This window comes from Finegoldia sp. P3-F-LR (assembly GCF_052932165.1).
In genome coordinates this window covers 41,294-57,726 of record NZ_JBRFJE010000010.1, presented here as the reverse complement: position 1 = coordinate 57,726, position 16,433 = coordinate 41,294, and the positions used below count along the sequence as shown (strand labels likewise).

The following is a 16,433-nucleotide window of genomic DNA, read 5'->3' as shown; positions in this document are numbered from 1 at the left end:
TAAATTATATCAAAAATCTCAAGTTTTGTAATCTATTAGTCTTTTACAAACTTTGAAATGAAAAATCCCTGTGTTCCTTTTTGGAAAGGCATAAGTTTTATAAATTCATTTTTATCTCCATAAAAATCAATATCTTCTCTTTTTAAATTTAATTTGTTTTCAATATAATCCACATTTTCTTCGTTCTCTTCTTTTAAAAGAGAACATGTAGAATATACTAAGATGCCGTCTTTTTTTAAATATTTTTCACAATTTTCAAGAATTCTTCTTTGGATTCCAACCAAATCTTCTACATCTTTTTTCGTTCTGAATAACTTTATCTCTGGATTTTTATTGATAACACCAGTTGCAGAGCATGGTGCATCCACAAGAATTCTATCAAATTTATTTATCAAATCTTCTTGTAAAATAGTTGCATCAAAATTCATATATTGAACATTTTCAACTCCACATTTATATACATTTTCTTTTATTCTATCTATTTTATTATTATTAATATCATTACAGTAAATAATCGATTGATTATTTGTTATTTCTTGAATGTTGCATGATTTTGACCCAGGAGCTGCACAAATATCAAGAACTACGGAGTTCTCCATTGGCTCTAAAACCTCTGCGCACAAACTACAAGAACCATCTTGGATAATAAATTTACCTTCTTTAAATTCGTTCGTATCTATTATCGATTCAGGATTTCTTACGATAAAACTATCTTTTAAAAAAGGATGTTCTTCTAATACGAATCCCTGATTTTCTAAATTTGTTTTTAAATTATTCTCCTTTATTTTATTTTGTTTAATTACAAAATCAGATTTGTAAAAGAAAGATTTGAGAAGTTTTTTTACAGTTTTTTTTGAATAAGATTTGTTCAACATCTTAAGTAATTCTTTGTTTATGGAGAATTTAATTTCATCTCCTAAATCTTCCTCATCCAAATTAATCCTGCAAACCTCCCTTAGAACAGCATTAACATAATCTTTATAATGTGTTAAGTTGTTAGCCAATTCTACTGCTTCGTCAACTACAGCATAATCAGCTGTTTTCATAAATAGTATTTCCGTAGTTGCCATTCGCAAGATTTCCAGAACAATTTTATCAAGCTTATTTAATTCCAAATCGCTGCACTTAGATATTACATAATCTATGAAAAATCTATTTTCTATTTCTGTAAATACACACCTTTTAATGTAAGCGATATCTCTCTTGTCCAAATCACCATAATCATAAGTCTTTAATAATTCAGAAGAGTATCCCGATTTATTATTAATTGAATTGGTAATATTAATTATTTCGTTTCTAATATTCATAATCTCTCATTTCTTTTAATTATTTTAATTACATAATATATTTTACACTAAAACAGCAAAAATAAAAAAATTGAACCTAGAAGGATTAACCTTAGGTTCAATCTACATTAATTTTTAATCTCTATCTCTTGATATCAATACTAATCTTACCAATTGTAACAGTGAAACCAAAGCACTTGCAATATAAGTTAATGCAGCTGCTTTTAAAACTTGTTTCGCAGGTTCTATTTCATCATCAGTCAATAGTCCATTTGATAAAGCTCGTATAGCTCTACTACTAGCATCAAACTCAACAGGTAATGTAACTAATTGGAACAAAACAGTCGCTGAGAATAAAATAATTCCAAATTCTACTAATGGTCTCATACTAAACATAAATCCAAGTAAAATTAAAATCCATACTGATTTCGATGCGAAATTCACAACAGGAAACAAAGATTCTCTAAATCTCAAGAAACCATAATTTTCCTTGTCTTGAATCGCATGACCTACTTCGTGACTTGCTACAGAAACTGCAGAAATCGACTGACTATTATACACTGCATCTGATAAAGCCAAAACTTTTTTTGATGAATCATAGTAATCAGTCAAGCTTCCTTGAACATTTACTATTTCTATATCAGACAAACCTTCGTAATCAAGCAAAACTCTTGCCATTTCTTTTCCAGTCAATCCTTTTGAATTTGTAATTTTCTTATACTTATCAAAAGTATGAGTGACTTTGATTTGTGAGTAAAATGCTAATATCAAAGCCGGAATCAAAAGTAGCATAGTTCTATCATAATAAAAATTAAACAATGATTCCTCCTACAAAATTATTCCCTCTTCAAATGAATTTCCATTCAAATATTCGCTAACGTTAAGAGGTTTTTTATTTGGAAGTTGTAATCTTGTGATAACTATAAATCCATCTTCACAAGCAACTTTAATCCCATTCTTATCTACTTTTACAACTTCTCCATTCTTATTATCATTATATTGTTCTATTATGTTGATATTGTGAACTTTTACAGTTTTATCGTTTAATTTAAAAAACAAACCTGGCCAAGGAGTCAATCCTCTAAATTTATTGTAAATTACATCTGCTTTTTCATTAAAATTAATTTCACCCATAGATTTTTGAATTTTGCCTACTGTAGATGCTTCATTTTCATTTTGTTTTTCTCTTGAATCGAAATATTTTTTATAATCATTGATAACTTTATCTATTAAGTCAGCACCCATTATCATTAATTTATCGTGCAATTCTTCAAGCATAATTTCTTTGTTAAGCTTAATTTTATCTACAGCTAAAACATCCCCAGTATCAAGTCCTTGTTCAACTAACATTATACTTACACCGGATTCTTTATCGCCATTTATTAGAGAGTAATTTATCGGAGAAGCTCCTCTGTATTTGGGCAAAATTGATGCGTGAACATTTAAAATCTTGTTTTTAAACCTATCCAGTATTCTTTTTTTGATTAATTGACCATAAGCTACCACCACAATAAAATCAGGATTAAGTCTATCTAATAGATTAAAAACTTCATCGTCATTTATATTTTGTGGAGTAATAACCTCTATTCCCAAATCCATAGCTCTTTTTTTAACTGCCGTAGGTGAAAACTTATTTCTATTTCGTTTTTTATCTTGTTGTGATATCACTAATTGAATTTCGTTATTTGGGTTATCATATAATCTTTGCAAACTCTCAACTGCAAAATCTGGAGATCCCGCAAATACAATTTTATTTTTCATTATTTAATCTCTCAATCTCTTCATCAGAAAGATTCAATACTTTATCAGTGTACAATACGCCATCTAAATGATCTAATTCATGACAAAAACAATGTGCTTTGTAATCAGTGCCTGTTTTCCTTTGAACGTTTCCGTCCAAGTCTGTGTATTCTACAGTAACAATCTTAGGTCTTTCAACATATCCATTTTTACCAGGAACTGACAAACAACCTTCAACATTAATTTGCTTTTCATCTGATCTTTCTACGATTCTAGGATTTATTAGAACCATTTTACCGTCTTCATCTTGCATGTCTATTACTACTATTCGCTTAAGCATTCCTACTTGTACACAAGCCAATCCTATTCCTTTATTTTCATACATTGTTTCAAACATATCATCTACGATTTGTTTGATTCTATCATCTATTTTTTCAACCTCTCTTGATTTTTTTCTCAAGATTGGATCATTTTCTAATCTTATTTGTCTTAATGCCATTTTATCTCCTAAAAATAACTTTGAGGATCTAATGTTATTTTAAGCGTTATTCCCTCTAAGTTAATATTGTATTCATTGTTTATTAAAACTTTTTTTATTATTTCTATTATTTTATCCTCTCCATTAGGGAATTTATAGTACAAATCAAACCTGTACATATTATTAATTCTCTCTATTGGAGAAGGATGAGGCCCATTTATTAATGTTGTAGATAGTTTGTATCTTCTGATAAGGGCAGCAACGTAATTTGAAACTTCATTGATTTTTTTCATAGCAACATTTCTGTTTTTACTGGAAATATTGATATTTAATATTCTGAAAAAAGGAGGATAATTAAATGATTTTCTTAGCTTTATCTCCTTTTCATAAAACATCTTATAATCATGAAGTGCCGCCGATGTTATAGCAAAATTATCAGGCTTATATGTTTGAATAATCACATCTCCTTCATATTCTGCTCTTCCTGCTCTTCCAGCTACTTGAGTTATCAATTGAAAAGTTTTTTCATTAGATTTGTAATCTCCTAAGTTTAAACTAATATCTGCAGCCATTACTCCGACTAATGTAACATTTGGAAAATCAAATCCTTTCGACAACATTTGCGTCCCGATTAATATATCTATTTCTTGATTATTCATCATATCATAGATTTTTTTGTAATCTTTTTTTGTGTTCGTAGTGTCTCTATCCATTCGTGCAATTCGTGCATTAGGAAAAAGCTCTCTAGTTTCTTCTTCTAATTTTTGAGTACCCGCTCCAAACTCTTTTATAAATTTCGAGCCACAGTTTGGGCATACTTTCGGCTTTAGAGCTGTTCTTCCACACATGTGACAAATCAACCTATTTTTTGTTTTATGATATGTCATGGAAACATCGCAGCTATCACATTTTAGTACATATCCACATCTTCTGCACGAAATAAAAGAAGTGTGCCCTCTCTTGTTTAAAAACAAAATAGTTTGTTTTTTGTTGTTTAAATTATTTTGAATTTTATTGAGTAGAACTTTACTGAACATTCTCATGTTTCCAGTTTCAAGTTCTTTTCTCATATCTACAATCGTGCATTCAACAGGGTTTGTATCATTAGCTCTTTTATTCATTTGAATAAGATTGTACTCACCTTTTAAAGCTTTGCTGTATTCTTCAACTCCAGGAGTTGCTGAACCCAATAAAAGCTTTGCACCATTATATTCTGCTCTAAATCTGGAAATATCAATAGCGTTGTATTTAGGATTTTTTTCACTTACATAACTTGTTTCGTGCTCTTCATCTATTATTATCAATCCTAAATTTTTAAACGGAGAAAATACAGCACTTCTAGCTCCAACTACTATTTTATATTCTCCATTATACATTTTTCGAAATTGTTCGAATTTTTCGTTAACATTTAGCTTAGAGTGAATTATCGCAACTTTTCCTGGAAACCTACCCTCAAACCTTTCAATAGTCTGCGGAGTCAATGATATTTCTGGAACCAGAACTATGCTATCTTTACCTTCATTTAACATTTTTTCAACCAAATGCAAATACACTTCAGTTTTACCACTACCCGTTACACCATGTAACAAATTAAATTGATTTTCTAAAATCGAATTATAGGCTTTTTCTTGCTGTGAATTTAGTTTTATTTTTTGATAAGTTCTAGTATCGTCGACGACAACTCTGTCAACTTCTTTGAAGTAAATTTCAACAATTTTCTTATCTTCAAGTGCTTTTACTACACTTGAAGTCGTATTAGTTTTCGCTAAAAGCTCACTATAAAGTATGTTCTTTTTAGTTTTTAGCATATCAACTATTTTTTGTTGAGCATTTGCTCTTTTTGAAATAACTGGATTATCATCTATAAGTTTGACGTATTTCAATAGCTTTGGTGTGATTTGTTGATCATATACTAAATCCATTTTCAAAAAATCAGATTTTACATATTCCATTAGCTTTTTATGGCTAATGTCTGAAATTTCTTTAATTTCTGAATATTCTTTCTTGGTTTTAAGAATATTGTACAAATCTTCATCTACATTCAGTAGTTTATCATTTGCAGTGAAATATTCTTTTAATTCTTCAAAGTTTCCAGGCGGCAAAATAGTTTGAAAAGCAGAGCTAAAATCGCTTAAATATTTATCAACCATGAAAAAAGCAATATCGATGGATTCTTGTGTTACAATAGGATTCAAGTCTACTACTGATATTATTTCTTTGTAATCAATATCTTTTCTAGGGTTATCATTAATTCTAACCACTAACGCTAATTTATTAATATTTGATTTGCCAAAATGGACTATAACTCTCATTCCAACTTCGACATCTTCACTTGAATAATATGAGTATAGCCTGTTAGTCATCTTCGATTTGTTTCTAAAAATAACATCAATATACATGTTTACCTACTTTATCAAATCCAATATCTTATCTGCGATATTTAACTTTGTGTCCTTATCAATTTCTAATATATTATCTTTGCTGATTATAGTTACCTTATTATATTCTGAATTAAATCCAATGTCTTTTTTTGATACATCGTTTAATACTATAAAATCTAGATTTTTTTTATCTAACTTTTTCTTAGCATTTTCTAATAAATTATTTGTTTCTGCGGCAAATCCAATAAAGATTTGATTATCTTTTTTATTTAATGATTTTAAAATATCTGGGTTTTCTTCTAATTCTAAAGAATTAATGCCATCTTGTTTTTTTATTTTTAAATCTTTTCTGTTCTTTACTTTAAAATCACTTACAGCTGCCGCCATAATTAAACAGTCAAAGTCGTCAATATAACTTTCAATTTTTTCTTTCATTTCAATTGCAGACTCCACTTTTATGTTTTCAATACCATATGGATTTTCTGCTGTTGTTTTTCCAGAAATAATTGTTACATCGGCTCCTCTCATACAAGCTTTCTTAGCAATCGAATATCCCATTTTACCACTGGAATCATTCGTTATATATCGTACAGGATCAATTCTTTCAACTGTTGCTCCTGCAGTAATCAAAATTTTCTTACCTTGTAAATCTTTTTCGCAAAAGTATTTTTCAACTTCTTCAACAATTTCCCAAGGTTCTTTTAATCTTCCGTTTCCTTCTGTATTACAAGCAAGCATTCCACTATTTGAATCTACAATTAAGTGTTTTTTTTGTTTCAAATCTTCTATGTTTTTTTGTGTCGCAGGATTATTCAACATATTGGTATTCATACTTACACAAAACATTATTGGCTTGGTATATGCTAGCGCGGTAGATGATAACAAATCGTCCGCGATACCATAATTTATTTTAGCCATCGTATTTGCACTAGCAGGTGCAATCAAAAACAAATCTGCCCATTTTGCAAGCTCTATATGTTCAACAACCTTGTGTGAATTATTATGAAACATTTTGTTTTTTACATCGCATTTGCCAATTGTTTCAAAAGTCATTGGACTTACAAATTCACAAGCTGAATCAGTCATAATTATTTTGATATTATAGTCAAGTTTTTTTAGTCTACTTACAACATCTACAACCTTGTAAATAGCAATTCCTCCAGTAACACCTAAAAGAATATTTTTATTCATTTGATTTGTTTTCCCAAACCTTTTTTTCCATAACTTCTTCTAAAGCTGTAGTAACTGGTTGAGCTTTTGCTTTCTTTAGTTTTGTGTCTTTGCCATCTATTAACATTCTTGCTCTTTTGCTTACCATTACACAAAGTGCATATCTACTATTGTTTATTTCTGATAATTTTTTAAATGATGGATTAATCATATTTTTCTCCTTTTACAACTCTAAATTTTTCTGCATCAATTATAGTTTCAATATTTTTTACAGTTTCATCGACATCTTCATTGATAACTGCATAATCATATTCATCAATAAAACTCAATTCTTTCTTGGCGTTTTGCATTCTAATATTAATTGTTTCTTCATCTTCTGTATTTCTGCCTTCAATTCTTCTTCTAAGTTCAATCAAATCCGGCGGAAGAATGAAAACAAAAACAGCTTCTGGATAGTTTTCTTTTACTTTTAATGCACCCTGAACATCAATTTCTAGAATAACTATTTCTCCTTTATTTATTTGATCAAAAACAAATGATTTTGGAGTTCCATAATAGTTATTGTGCACATTAGCATATTCAATGAAATCTCCTTGTTCGATTTTCTTCTTAAACTCATCCAAGCTCAAGAAATAATAATTTTCTCCGTCTATTTCATAGGGTCTCTTCTTCCTTGTTGTAGCTGATACAGAATATACAATATCATTTTTTTGTGATATTAATTTTTCACAAACAGTTCCTTTACCAACTCCCGATGGGCCAGAAACAACTAATAAAAATCCGTCTCTCATATTAATCTTCCTTATTATTTGATTTATCTAATCTCATTTGTAAAGTCTCTGGTTGAAGACAACTCAACACAACATGACTTGAATCCATAATTATTACACTCCTGGTTTTTCTTCCAAAAGTAACGTCTATGAGATTATTATCTTCTTTTGCTTTTTGAACAATTCTTTTAATTGGATTTGTTTCAGGACTAACAATTGCAATAATCCTGTTGCTATTAACTAAATTTGAAAAACCTATACCTAAACTTTCCATTTTCCCTCTATTCAATATTTTGTACTTGTTCTCTTAATTTTTCAATCAAACTTTTAACTTCAATAACACAAACTGAAATAGATTCATCATTTGATTTTGATGAAATTGTATTGATTTCACGATTCATTTCTTGAATTATAAAATCCAATTTACGTCCGATGCAATCTTTAATATCCATTGTCGATTTAAATTGAACTATATGAGAATCAAATCTCTTTAATTCTTCGTTAATGTCAGCTTTATCAGCCATCAAAGCAACTTCCAAGTACATTCTATCCTTATCAATTTTTTCTTCATCTAATAATTCAGATATTTTATTAAACAAATTTTCTCTGTATTCTTTTACACTATTTTCAGTTAAACTTGATATTTTAGATATTTGATCTTCTATTTTTGATAAATTAGTCGATAAATCTTCTCTCAAATTATCGCCTTCAATAGATCTCATTGAATAAATTTTATTCACAGCTTCATCTAAAACTTTTAGAATATTATCGTGCAAAAATTCATTGTCCAAATCTTTGTAAGTAAATGTCATTACATCATCATATTTTACTAAATCTCTGACACTAATATCCGATCTCATATCTAACTTTTGATTTAATGAATCAAGTTTTTCCTTGATTTTTTGAGCTAATTCATAGTTAATATCCACACTGTCAACTGATAGTTGATATTTTTTGATTTTGATATAAACTTCGACTCTACCACGTTTTAACTTATTTTTGATTAATGATTTCATATCTTCCAACATAAAATTCAAATAACTGGGCATTGAAAAATTGAAATCCAAATACCTATTATTAACAGATTTGATTTCAATATCTATGCTGCAATCTTCTAATTCCAAACTTGAAGATCCAAATCCTGTCATAGACTTCATTTCTATCGCCTCCCTTGATATTGTTAGTGTATATTAATCTTTAAGAATTTACAATAATTTATTACAATTTTTAAACAATTTCTTTGATTTTATCAATATCGTAAGAACTCATGTCGACATTAACAGTGTTGAAATTATTGTAAAAAACCATTCCTGGTTTTGCTCCCTTAGCTTTTTTTACATTCTTTTTTTCAGTATAATCGACCTCGACGTATTTTTCTTTACTCATTGATGAAAAATACGCCGCTAAGAAACAAGCAACGCCGTAGTCTTCTTCAGTCAAGTTTTCGTTTCTCATTATGACGTGTGAACCTGGCATATCTTTTACGTGAACAAAAATATCTTCTTTGTTAGCTTGTTTCAAGGTAAGATTATCATTTTGGTAATTATTTTTACCTACAAAAATATCAACGTTATTTTCTGTTACAAAATGTCTTGGCTTTGATGGTTTTACTTTTGCAGTTTTTTTCTTAGATTTTTTTATCAAACCTATTTTTACCATCTCATCCTTAATCTCTGATAGTTCCTGATATTCTGTCACTCTCTCCAGCGTTTCTAGAAGTTGTAGCAAATATTCGTTTTCTTGTTTTATAAGAGGAAGCTCTTGTGTAATCATTTTTTCTCTAGTTTTTAATTTGCTAAATTTTTTGTAATAATTTTGTGCATTTTCATTTCCAGATTTTATTGGATTCAATGGAATTTCAATTGGGTTCATATCATCATAGAAATTCTGTACATTTATTTTCTCCACGCCTTTATGAATCAAATGCATATTTGAACTTATCAGATCAGCATAAACTTTGTAAATATCTCTTTTCTTTGCTTCTTGCAAATCTACAGTTAAGTTGCTCAATTTATTTGAATTTCTTTGAATTTTATTTGAAACTATTTTCTTCAAGTGCGAAGATTTTTGTGTAATTGAATCATTCGAACTGTGTTTTTTATAATAATAATCCAACATTTCGTGAATATCATCAAAGTTTTTCTTTTGATATCCGTATTTTTCTAATTTAATTACATGAAAATCCTTTAATTTTTCATCTTCATCAATGACTATAAAATAATCATAATCACAATTTTTGATAGCTTCTCTAACTTCAATAAATGCTTGATTAAATCGAGATTTTTCATCTTCGGTCAAATCTTCGAGCCTTATATTAAAATCCAAATCTGCTCTCAGGCATATTTCTCTAGAAATAGTTGGAGAAAATCCAGTATAATTCATATAAAAAACTTTTTGTAGTTTAGTAGTCCCCTCAGCTATTTCTGTTGGAAGATCATCTGATTGCAGAATGTTTCTCTTGTCATCTTCCAAGCATGAATACTTGGTTTTTGGAAGTATTTGTCTGATGCTTTTAGTGTCGAAGCTAATTCTTTTGATTGCATCTACAATCATCTTACTTTCTTTTTCAATTAAAATTATATTAGAATGCTTGCCCATAAGTTCTACAACTAATGTGTAGTTCATGTCATAACCCATCTCATCTCTGCTATTGATGTCAATATTAACAACTCTGTCCATCGATTCTTGATAAATATCAGTTATAACTGCTCCTTGTAAGTATTTTCGCATCAGCATACAGAAATTATACGCCTCAATTGGATTTTTCTTATTTTCATTTGTAAAATGCATCCTCGGTAATGATGAGGATGCAGAAATAAGAAGTTTATAATTTTGTTTGTTATTATAGATAATTAAATCCAATTCGTTTTTATCTGGTTGATTAACCTTACTGATTTTACCGTTCGTTAATTTTTCTTTTATATCATCTACTATCGCTTTTGTTACAATTCCGTCAAAGCTCATTATTACTCCTTATCTTCTCATTGCTCTTTGCATATTTCTCAAATCATCGCGTTTTTTCAAAGTTTCTCTCTTATCATACAGATTCTTACCCTTTGCAAGAGCTATCTCTACTTTTACAAGTCCATTTTTTTCATATACTCTTAAAGGTATCAAAGTATAACCTTGTTCTTTTGTTTTTCCTATTAATTTTCTGATTTCAGATTTATGCATTAAAAGTTTTCTTTTTCTTAAACTATCCACGTTAAAAATATTTCCTTGAGTATACGGACTTACATTCATCGAATAAACAAAAACTTCTGAATTTTCTATCATGCAATAACTTTCCTTAATGGAAACTTTTCCTTTTTTGATAGACTTTACTTCAGTTCCTTTCAGTTCAATTCCACATTCGTACACATCTTCGATAAAATATTCGTGACGTGCTTTCTTATTGTTTGCTAATAATTTTATATCACTCATTATTTTCCTTTTCTAATTTACAAATTCAAAATCTATTTGACGTTTATCTTTGTCACTATTTATAACTTTAACTCTAACTTTTTGCCCAATATGGTATGATTTTTTAGTTCTTTCTCCATAAACTGTGTAGTTTTTATCGTCAAATACATAATAATCATCTATCATAGATTGAAATTGTACTAAACCTTCAATCGTGTTGTCAAGTTGTACAAAAATTCCAAATTTTGTTAGCGAACTAATAATTCCCTCAAATTCTTCATCTATGTGTTGCTGCATATATTCTGCAGATTTCATATCAATAGCTTCTCTTTCAGCTTCCTCAGCTCTTCTCTCAGTTGCTGAGCATTGTTTTGCAATGTCTTTGATATATTTCATGAATTCTTTTTCGTTATTAGTATCTGGCTTATGATTTATAAAATTCTTCACAATTCTGTGTATAAATAAATCCGGATATCTTCTGATTGGAGAAGTGAAGTGCGTATAGAACATCGATGCAAGTCCAAAATGAATGCTAGGATTTTGGCTGTACTCAGCTTTTTGCATAGATCGTAATAAAAGCGAAGATAATAGAGGTTTTTCAGGCTTGCCATCTAGTTCATTTAAAATTCTTTGGTAATCCTTTGAATATAAATTCTTACCTTTCAAATGATATCCAAAATTAGACAAAATTCTTTTAAAAGTATTCACCTTTTCTTCGTCAGGTTCTTCGTGAACTCTGTATAAAAACGGTCTATCCAAATATCCAAAATGACTTGCCACTGTTTCGTTTGTAATCAGCATGAACTCTTCAATCAATTTATTTCCAATTCTTCTCTCATCTTTTGTAACATCAACTACTTTAGAGTTTTCATCTAAAATAATTTTAGTTTCTGGAAAATCAAAGTCAATACTTCCTCTGTTTTTTCTTCTAACACTTAGAATTTCATACAATTCTTTCATTAGTAATAAATTATCCGTGAGTTTTTCATCATCATAAGGATTTTCTATATCTTCTAAAAAGTCTGACACATTTTTGTAGACTAATCTATAATCAGAGTTTATAACAGACTCATAGAATTTGTAGTCAAGAGTTTTACCCGTTGGTGAAATTTCCATTTTAACCGTTAAACAAAGCCTGTCTTCATTAGGGTTTAGTGAGCAAATTCCATTAGATAATTCTATAGGTAACATAGGAATTACTCTATCCAACATATACACACTTGTTCCTCTTCTGAAAGCTTCCTTATCAAGTGCAGTATTCTTTCTAACATAGTGGCTGACATCAGCAATGTGAACATATAGTATGAAGTTGTCACTTTTTTTTGAAATACTAATGGCATCATCAAAATCTTTTGCATCAGACCCGTCAATTGTAACTGTAAATAAATCTCTAAAATCCATTCTAGATTTCTTTTCTGATTCATCAACCTGTTGCTCTATTTCCCTAGCTTGTTCTTTAACTTTCTTTGGAAATTCATATGGTAATTTAAAAGTCTTTGCTATAGAATAAATGTCAATTCCAGGATCGTCCTTGCCTCCTAAGACTTCAACTATAACACCTTCTGGATTTTTGTGTTTTTTAGATGGAGTTTTGATTAATTTAACTACGACTTTATCGTTGTTTTTCGCCCCATTCTTATTACCAGATTGGACAAAAACGTCGAATCCGTATTTTTTATCATCTAATATTACAAATCCATAACCCTTTGCTTCATCAAAAGTTCCCACAAGTTTTTTTGTTTCTCTGGATAGAATTTGTAAAACTTTCCCTTCAGGACTTCTGTTTGGTTTTTTATCTACTGTTATTGTAACTAAGACTTTATCTTTATGGATTGCACCATTTAAATCTTTTTTGGCTATAAATATATCATCAATACTTTCATCATCAGGAATAAAATAGCAAAAATCACTTCCAGATCCTTGAATAGTACCCGGATATGCTTTTTGCTCTGTAATTGGAATTATATTAGAATTTTTATCAAGTAAAATTTTCTTATCTTTTTGTAGTTCATTAATAATCTTATGAAAAATTTTCTTATCTTTTTTTTCAATATTTAATCTTGAAGATAATTCATCAAAAGTTAAAGGAATATAATCATTAGAATTTACGATATTAAGTACCTTTTGCTTTATTTTCATTAAATACCTCCTAGTTGTTTCCTATCTATATTATACCCTAAATTGTAAGAAACTACCTAATTGATGTATTTAACGTTTATTTTACAATTTTCCCCTTATCAATAAAAATTAATCTATCAGATAAAATTTCTGCTTCGTGTCTATTATGGGTAACCATGATAATTGGAATATCCAATGATTTTTTGATTTCGATCAATTCTTCATAAAACTTATTCTTAAATTTTTCATCAATTGAACTGAAAGGTTCATCCATTAATAGCAAACGCGGCTTATTTGCTAACGCTCTTACTATTGAAACTTTTTGTTTTTCTCCGCCTGATAAAGTATTTGGAAAATTTCCCAAAAGATATTCAATTCCTAGTTTTTCTATAAGTGAATTTGTGTAATTTTTATCAGGATTCATAAAGAAAATATTGTCTTTAACACTCATATTTGGAAATAATGCGTAATCTTGAAAAACATATCCTATATTTCTTTCCTGTGGTTTCAAATTTATTTTATCTGAAAACAAAATATTATCATCAAGAATAATCTCTCCTTTATCTGGAGTTAATAAACCTGCGATCGAGTTTAAAATAGATGTTTTTCCGCTTCCAGACTCACCCATTATGCACAAAATTTGATTCTCCACGATAAATTCAGCATTAAGAACAAAATGATTTAATTTCTTTTCGATATTACACTTCAGCATTTCTATTCCTTCTCTTTTCTATCCATCTATTCAAGAAATATATCAATGAAAATGAAAATATCACAACAACAATCATTAGAGTATTAGCCATTGTTTTATCGCCACGTTCGACCGCATAGTACATAGCTAACGGAATTGTTTGAGTTTTATTTGGAATATTTCCAGCAACCATCATAGTTGCTCCAAATTCTCCTAAACTTCTAGCAAAAGCAAGTATCAACCCACTGATTATCCCTGTATAAGCTAACGGAATTGCTATTCTGAAAAATATTTTCCATTCACTAGCACCCATTGTTCTTGCTGCATTCAAAATTTTCTTATCAATACTTTGAAATGAAGCTTTGCAGTTTTGATACATGAGTGGAAACGAAACTATTACAGATGCTATGACACATGCCTTCCATGTAAAAATAACGCTCCATCCAAAATTATCGTAAAAAATTTTACCAATTAATCCGTTATTTCCTATTACAATTAAAAGTATGTATCCCAAAATTGATGGTGGTAAAACTAGAGGCAATGTGATAATTGCCTCCAAAACACTACCGTTTTTCTTGTTAAATTTTACCATCATCCATGCAATAAATATAGATAAAATAGAAGTTATAATGGTTGAGATTATGGATACCTTCAATGAAATTATAATAGGCATCATAATATCATTATTCATCGCTAGATTCAAAACCTGCTTCCTTGAAATATTTTATTGATAATTCATTTTGCAAAAATTCGTATAATTTATTTTGCATCTCAGTGTTCTTAGAATAAGTTGTCTTAGTTATTGGATAAACAATAGGCTTGTGAGAGTTCCCATCAACATTTAAAGCTACTTCCACCTTTTCATCAGTTACAGCATCTGAAGAATATACAAAACCTACATCAACTTCTCTACTGTCAACAAATCTCAAAGTATCTTTTACATTTTTACCATATACAAATTTTTCTTGAAGTTTATCTAATAAATTATAATGAGTTAAACTTTGTTTTGTGTATTGTCCGACTGGAACAGTTTCCAATTCTGCTACAGCAATTTTACCTTTAATGTTTTCCAAATCTTCAATTTTAGAAATTTTAACATCTGTTTCTTTGTTTTTAACAATAACTAACTTGTTTTTTAATAAACTTTTTGAATCTTTTACAAGTTCTTCTTTTTCAAGAGCTTTTACTTGTTTTTGTCCTGCTGAAATAAATACATCACAAGGAGCTTTTTGTTCAATCTGTTTTTGTAATTTCCCTGAACTTGCTAAGTTTACGTCAACTTTAACATTATTTTCTTTTTCAAATTCAGGAATAATTTTTTCTAACGATTCTTCTAAAGAAGCTGCTGCAAATAAGCTTATGTTTTCATTATTCGTTTTTTCTTCCGTTTTCTTTTCCTCTTTTTGTCCAGTATTTTGTTTTTCATTTTTTGCGCAACTAGACAAAATTAAACAACCGACTAAAATCAACAATAAGTACTTTTTTCTCATTCCATTATTCTCCTTGGCATATAACGCTATGTATTAAAAAAGCCTATCAAAAGGCTTTTTTTCTTAATTAAAAATTAACTGATGCGATGTATTTGCAATTGTCTTTATCGTTTAATTCTTCTTTAACAGTCCAATTTGCATCAATATTATTGTAATTAGCTAATTCTGTATAATAGTACATTACAATTCCTGCATCTATTAAGTTTTCTATTCCTTTGTAATCCTTGATATACAAATCAAAATCATCATCATTTAATACAAATCTCCATGGTTGTTCGTTTTTAGTTGAAGGAGCAAATCTCAAATAACTAAATAACTCATCCAAACCATAATTTTGTAATTTATCTATATTGATTGGAGTAGAAAGTGATTTGTCACAAACAAATTCTTCAACACCAATTCTTGAGCTAAATTTCTTCTTACCAAATCCAAATTCATTTGGAGCATATCCCATAGCAAGTAAGAAATCAACATTAGAATTATCTCCAAAAGCTGATTTTTTGGATTCTTCTGAAGCATTAGATATAGTCACCCAGCAGCTTCCTATATTTAATGCATCTAATTTAGTGATTAAATTTTCAAAATAAAATGCACCAAATATCATTGATAATTCGTTATTCTTGTCAGCTTCCATTGCGATATAATGGTTAGCTTTAATCATAGTTCCTTCGTATCCACCTTCTCCATCAAGAGCATTGTAAACCACAGAACCATCTTTGTATAATTTAAAATTAACGTCGTATTTCTTTGCTAAATTGTTTATTTCAAAAATAATAGATTCAACTTTTTTTAAATCTGAATCACTAAGATTTTTTGATTTAAAATCTCTTACTGATTTTCTATTTTCTAAAAATTCATTCATTGACATTTTACTTACCCCTTATCATAAATCTTATAATTAAATAAT

The 16,433-nt window shown here is 29.0% G+C and carries 17 protein-coding genes; all 17 read right to left on the bottom strand.

Annotated elements, in window-relative coordinates:
• Nucleotides 1-35: 35 nt before the first annotated feature.
• On the bottom strand, nt 36-1,307 hold the full coding sequence (gene rsmB, locus ACU68U_RS05385; RefSeq protein WP_094207063.1) for a 16S rRNA (cytosine(967)-C(5))-methyltransferase RsmB: 1,272 nt from the start codon (nt 1,305-1,307) through the stop codon (nt 36-38).
• Between the two features lie 114 nt (nt 1,308-1,421).
• Nucleotides 1,422-2,105, bottom strand: a complete 684-nt coding sequence (locus ACU68U_RS05380; RefSeq protein ID WP_154271153.1) for a zinc metallopeptidase — start codon at nt 2,103-2,105, stop codon at nt 1,422-1,424.
• 9 nt (nt 2,106-2,114) lie between these two features.
• Complete coding sequence (fmt, locus tag ACU68U_RS05375; RefSeq protein WP_154271154.1) at nt 2,115-3,047, bottom strand: methionyl-tRNA formyltransferase; 933 nt, start codon at nt 3,045-3,047, stop codon at nt 2,115-2,117.
• Nucleotides 3,037-3,525, bottom strand: coding sequence for a peptide deformylase (def, locus tag ACU68U_RS05370; protein WP_154271155.1), 489 nt, complete (start codon nt 3,523-3,525; stop codon nt 3,037-3,039). Before def ends, fmt begins: the two co-directional genes overlap by 11 nt.
• Before the next feature lie 8 nt (nt 3,526-3,533).
• The gene (priA, locus tag ACU68U_RS05365; protein WP_446762879.1) at nt 3,534-5,903 is read right to left on the bottom strand and encodes a primosomal protein N'; all 2,370 of its coding nucleotides are present in this window, start codon (nt 5,901-5,903) and stop codon (nt 3,534-3,536) included.
• Nucleotides 5,904-5,909: 6 nt separating this feature from the next.
• Complete coding sequence (coaBC, locus tag ACU68U_RS05360; RefSeq protein ID WP_154271156.1) at nt 5,910-7,076, bottom strand: bifunctional phosphopantothenoylcysteine decarboxylase/phosphopantothenate--cysteine ligase CoaBC; 1,167 nt, start codon at nt 7,074-7,076, stop codon at nt 5,910-5,912.
• Complete coding sequence (gene rpoZ / locus ACU68U_RS05355) at nt 7,069-7,266, bottom strand: DNA-directed RNA polymerase subunit omega (RefSeq protein ID WP_094203559.1); 198 nt, start codon at nt 7,264-7,266, stop codon at nt 7,069-7,071. The genes coaBC and rpoZ overlap by 8 nt, the downstream gene beginning before the upstream one ends.
• On the bottom strand, nt 7,259-7,846 hold the full coding sequence (gene gmk, locus ACU68U_RS05350; protein ID WP_094203558.1) for a guanylate kinase: 588 nt from the start codon (nt 7,844-7,846) through the stop codon (nt 7,259-7,261). Before gmk ends, rpoZ begins: the two co-directional genes overlap by 8 nt.
• Before the next feature lies 1 nt (nt 7,847).
• Nucleotides 7,848-8,099: a DUF370 domain-containing protein gene (locus tag ACU68U_RS05345; RefSeq protein WP_002838275.1), complete on the bottom strand. Its 252-nt coding sequence runs from the start codon at nt 8,097-8,099 to the stop codon at nt 7,848-7,850.
• Nucleotides 8,100-8,106: 7 nt separating this feature from the next.
• The gene (locus tag ACU68U_RS05340; protein WP_278725420.1) at nt 8,107-8,982 is read right to left on the bottom strand and encodes a YicC/YloC family endoribonuclease; all 876 of its coding nucleotides are present in this window, start codon (nt 8,980-8,982) and stop codon (nt 8,107-8,109) included.
• 70 nt (nt 8,983-9,052) lie between these two features.
• Nucleotides 9,053-10,789 carry an Rqc2 family fibronectin-binding protein gene (locus tag ACU68U_RS05335; protein ID WP_446762878.1) on the bottom strand — a complete coding sequence of 579 codons (1,737 nt, stop codon included), beginning with the start codon at nt 10,787-10,789 and terminating at the stop codon, nt 9,053-9,055.
• Nucleotides 10,790-10,798: 9 nt separating this feature from the next.
• Nucleotides 10,799-11,248 carry an SsrA-binding protein SmpB gene (gene smpB / locus ACU68U_RS05330; protein ID WP_094205581.1) on the bottom strand — a complete coding sequence of 150 codons (450 nt, stop codon included), beginning with the start codon at nt 11,246-11,248 and terminating at the stop codon, nt 10,799-10,801.
• A gap of 12 nt (nt 11,249-11,260) precedes the next feature.
• Nucleotides 11,261-13,366, bottom strand: coding sequence for a ribonuclease R (gene rnr, locus ACU68U_RS05325; protein ID WP_156849937.1), 2,106 nt, complete (start codon nt 13,364-13,366; stop codon nt 11,261-11,263).
• Between the two features lie 76 nt (nt 13,367-13,442).
• A complete protein-coding gene (locus ACU68U_RS05320) occupies nt 13,443-14,057 on the bottom strand; it encodes an ATP-binding cassette domain-containing protein (protein ID WP_156849936.1) in 615 nt (204 codons plus the stop codon).
• Nucleotides 14,044-14,727 carry a molybdate ABC transporter permease subunit gene (gene modB, locus ACU68U_RS05315; protein WP_278735133.1) on the bottom strand — a complete coding sequence of 228 codons (684 nt, stop codon included), beginning with the start codon at nt 14,725-14,727 and terminating at the stop codon, nt 14,044-14,046. Before modB ends, ACU68U_RS05320 begins: the two co-directional genes overlap by 14 nt.
• Nucleotides 14,720-15,526 carry a molybdate ABC transporter substrate-binding protein gene (modA, locus tag ACU68U_RS05310; RefSeq protein WP_446762877.1) on the bottom strand — a complete coding sequence of 269 codons (807 nt, stop codon included), beginning with the start codon at nt 15,524-15,526 and terminating at the stop codon, nt 14,720-14,722. Before modA ends, modB begins: the two co-directional genes overlap by 8 nt.
• 67 nt (nt 15,527-15,593) lie before the next feature.
• Entirely contained in the window at nt 15,594-16,388 is a 795-nt protein-coding gene (locus ACU68U_RS05305; RefSeq protein WP_230454522.1) for a nitroreductase family protein, read from the bottom strand.
• Nucleotides 16,389-16,433 lie beyond the last annotated feature (45 nt).

Excerpts from the sequence above, each read along its gene's own strand:
- modB (WP_278735133.1), bottom strand. The coding sequence starts at position 14,727 with ATGAATAATGATATTATGATGCCTATTATAATTTCATTGAAGGTATCC.
- modA (WP_446762877.1), bottom strand. The coding sequence starts at position 15,526 with ATGAGAAAAAAGTACTTATTGTTGATTTTAGTCGGTTGTTTAATTTTG.
- def (WP_154271155.1), bottom strand. The coding sequence starts at position 3,525 with ATGGCATTAAGACAAATAAGATTAGAAAATGATCCAATCTTGAGAAAA.
- ACU68U_RS05345 (WP_002838275.1), bottom strand. The coding sequence starts at position 8,099 with ATGGAAAGTTTAGGTATAGGTTTTTCAAATTTAGTTAATAGCAACAGG.
- ACU68U_RS05340 (WP_278725420.1), bottom strand. The coding sequence starts at position 8,982 with ATGAAGTCTATGACAGGATTTGGATCTTCAAGTTTGGAATTAGAAGAT.
- rnr (WP_156849937.1), bottom strand. The coding sequence starts at position 13,366 with ATGAAAATAAAGCAAAAGGTACTTAATATCGTAAATTCTAATGATTAT.
- ACU68U_RS05335 (WP_446762878.1), bottom strand. The coding sequence starts at position 10,789 with ATGAGCTTTGACGGAATTGTAACAAAAGCGATAGTAGATGATATAAAA.
- coaBC (WP_154271156.1), bottom strand. The coding sequence starts at position 7,076 with ATGAATAAAAATATTCTTTTAGGTGTTACTGGAGGAATTGCTATTTAC.
- rsmB (WP_094207063.1), bottom strand. The coding sequence starts at position 1,307 with ATGAATATTAGAAACGAAATAATTAATATTACCAATTCAATTAATAAT.
- priA (WP_446762879.1), bottom strand. The coding sequence starts at position 5,903 with ATGTATATTGATGTTATTTTTAGAAACAAATCGAAGATGACTAACAGG.
- smpB (WP_094205581.1), bottom strand. The coding sequence starts at position 11,248 with ATGAGTGATATAAAATTATTAGCAAACAATAAGAAAGCACGTCACGAA.
- rpoZ (WP_094203559.1), bottom strand. The coding sequence starts at position 7,266 with ATGATTAATCCATCATTTAAAAAATTATCAGAAATAAACAATAGTAGA.
- gmk (WP_094203558.1), bottom strand. The coding sequence starts at position 7,846 with ATGAGAGACGGATTTTTATTAGTTGTTTCTGGCCCATCGGGAGTTGGT.
- ACU68U_RS05305 (WP_230454522.1), bottom strand. The coding sequence starts at position 16,388 with ATGAATGAATTTTTAGAAAATAGAAAATCAGTAAGAGATTTTAAATCA.
- ACU68U_RS05320 (WP_156849936.1), bottom strand. The coding sequence starts at position 14,057 with ATGCTGAAGTGTAATATCGAAAAGAAATTAAATCATTTTGTTCTTAAT.
- fmt (WP_154271154.1), bottom strand. The coding sequence starts at position 3,047 with ATGAAAAATAAAATTGTATTTGCGGGATCTCCAGATTTTGCAGTTGAG.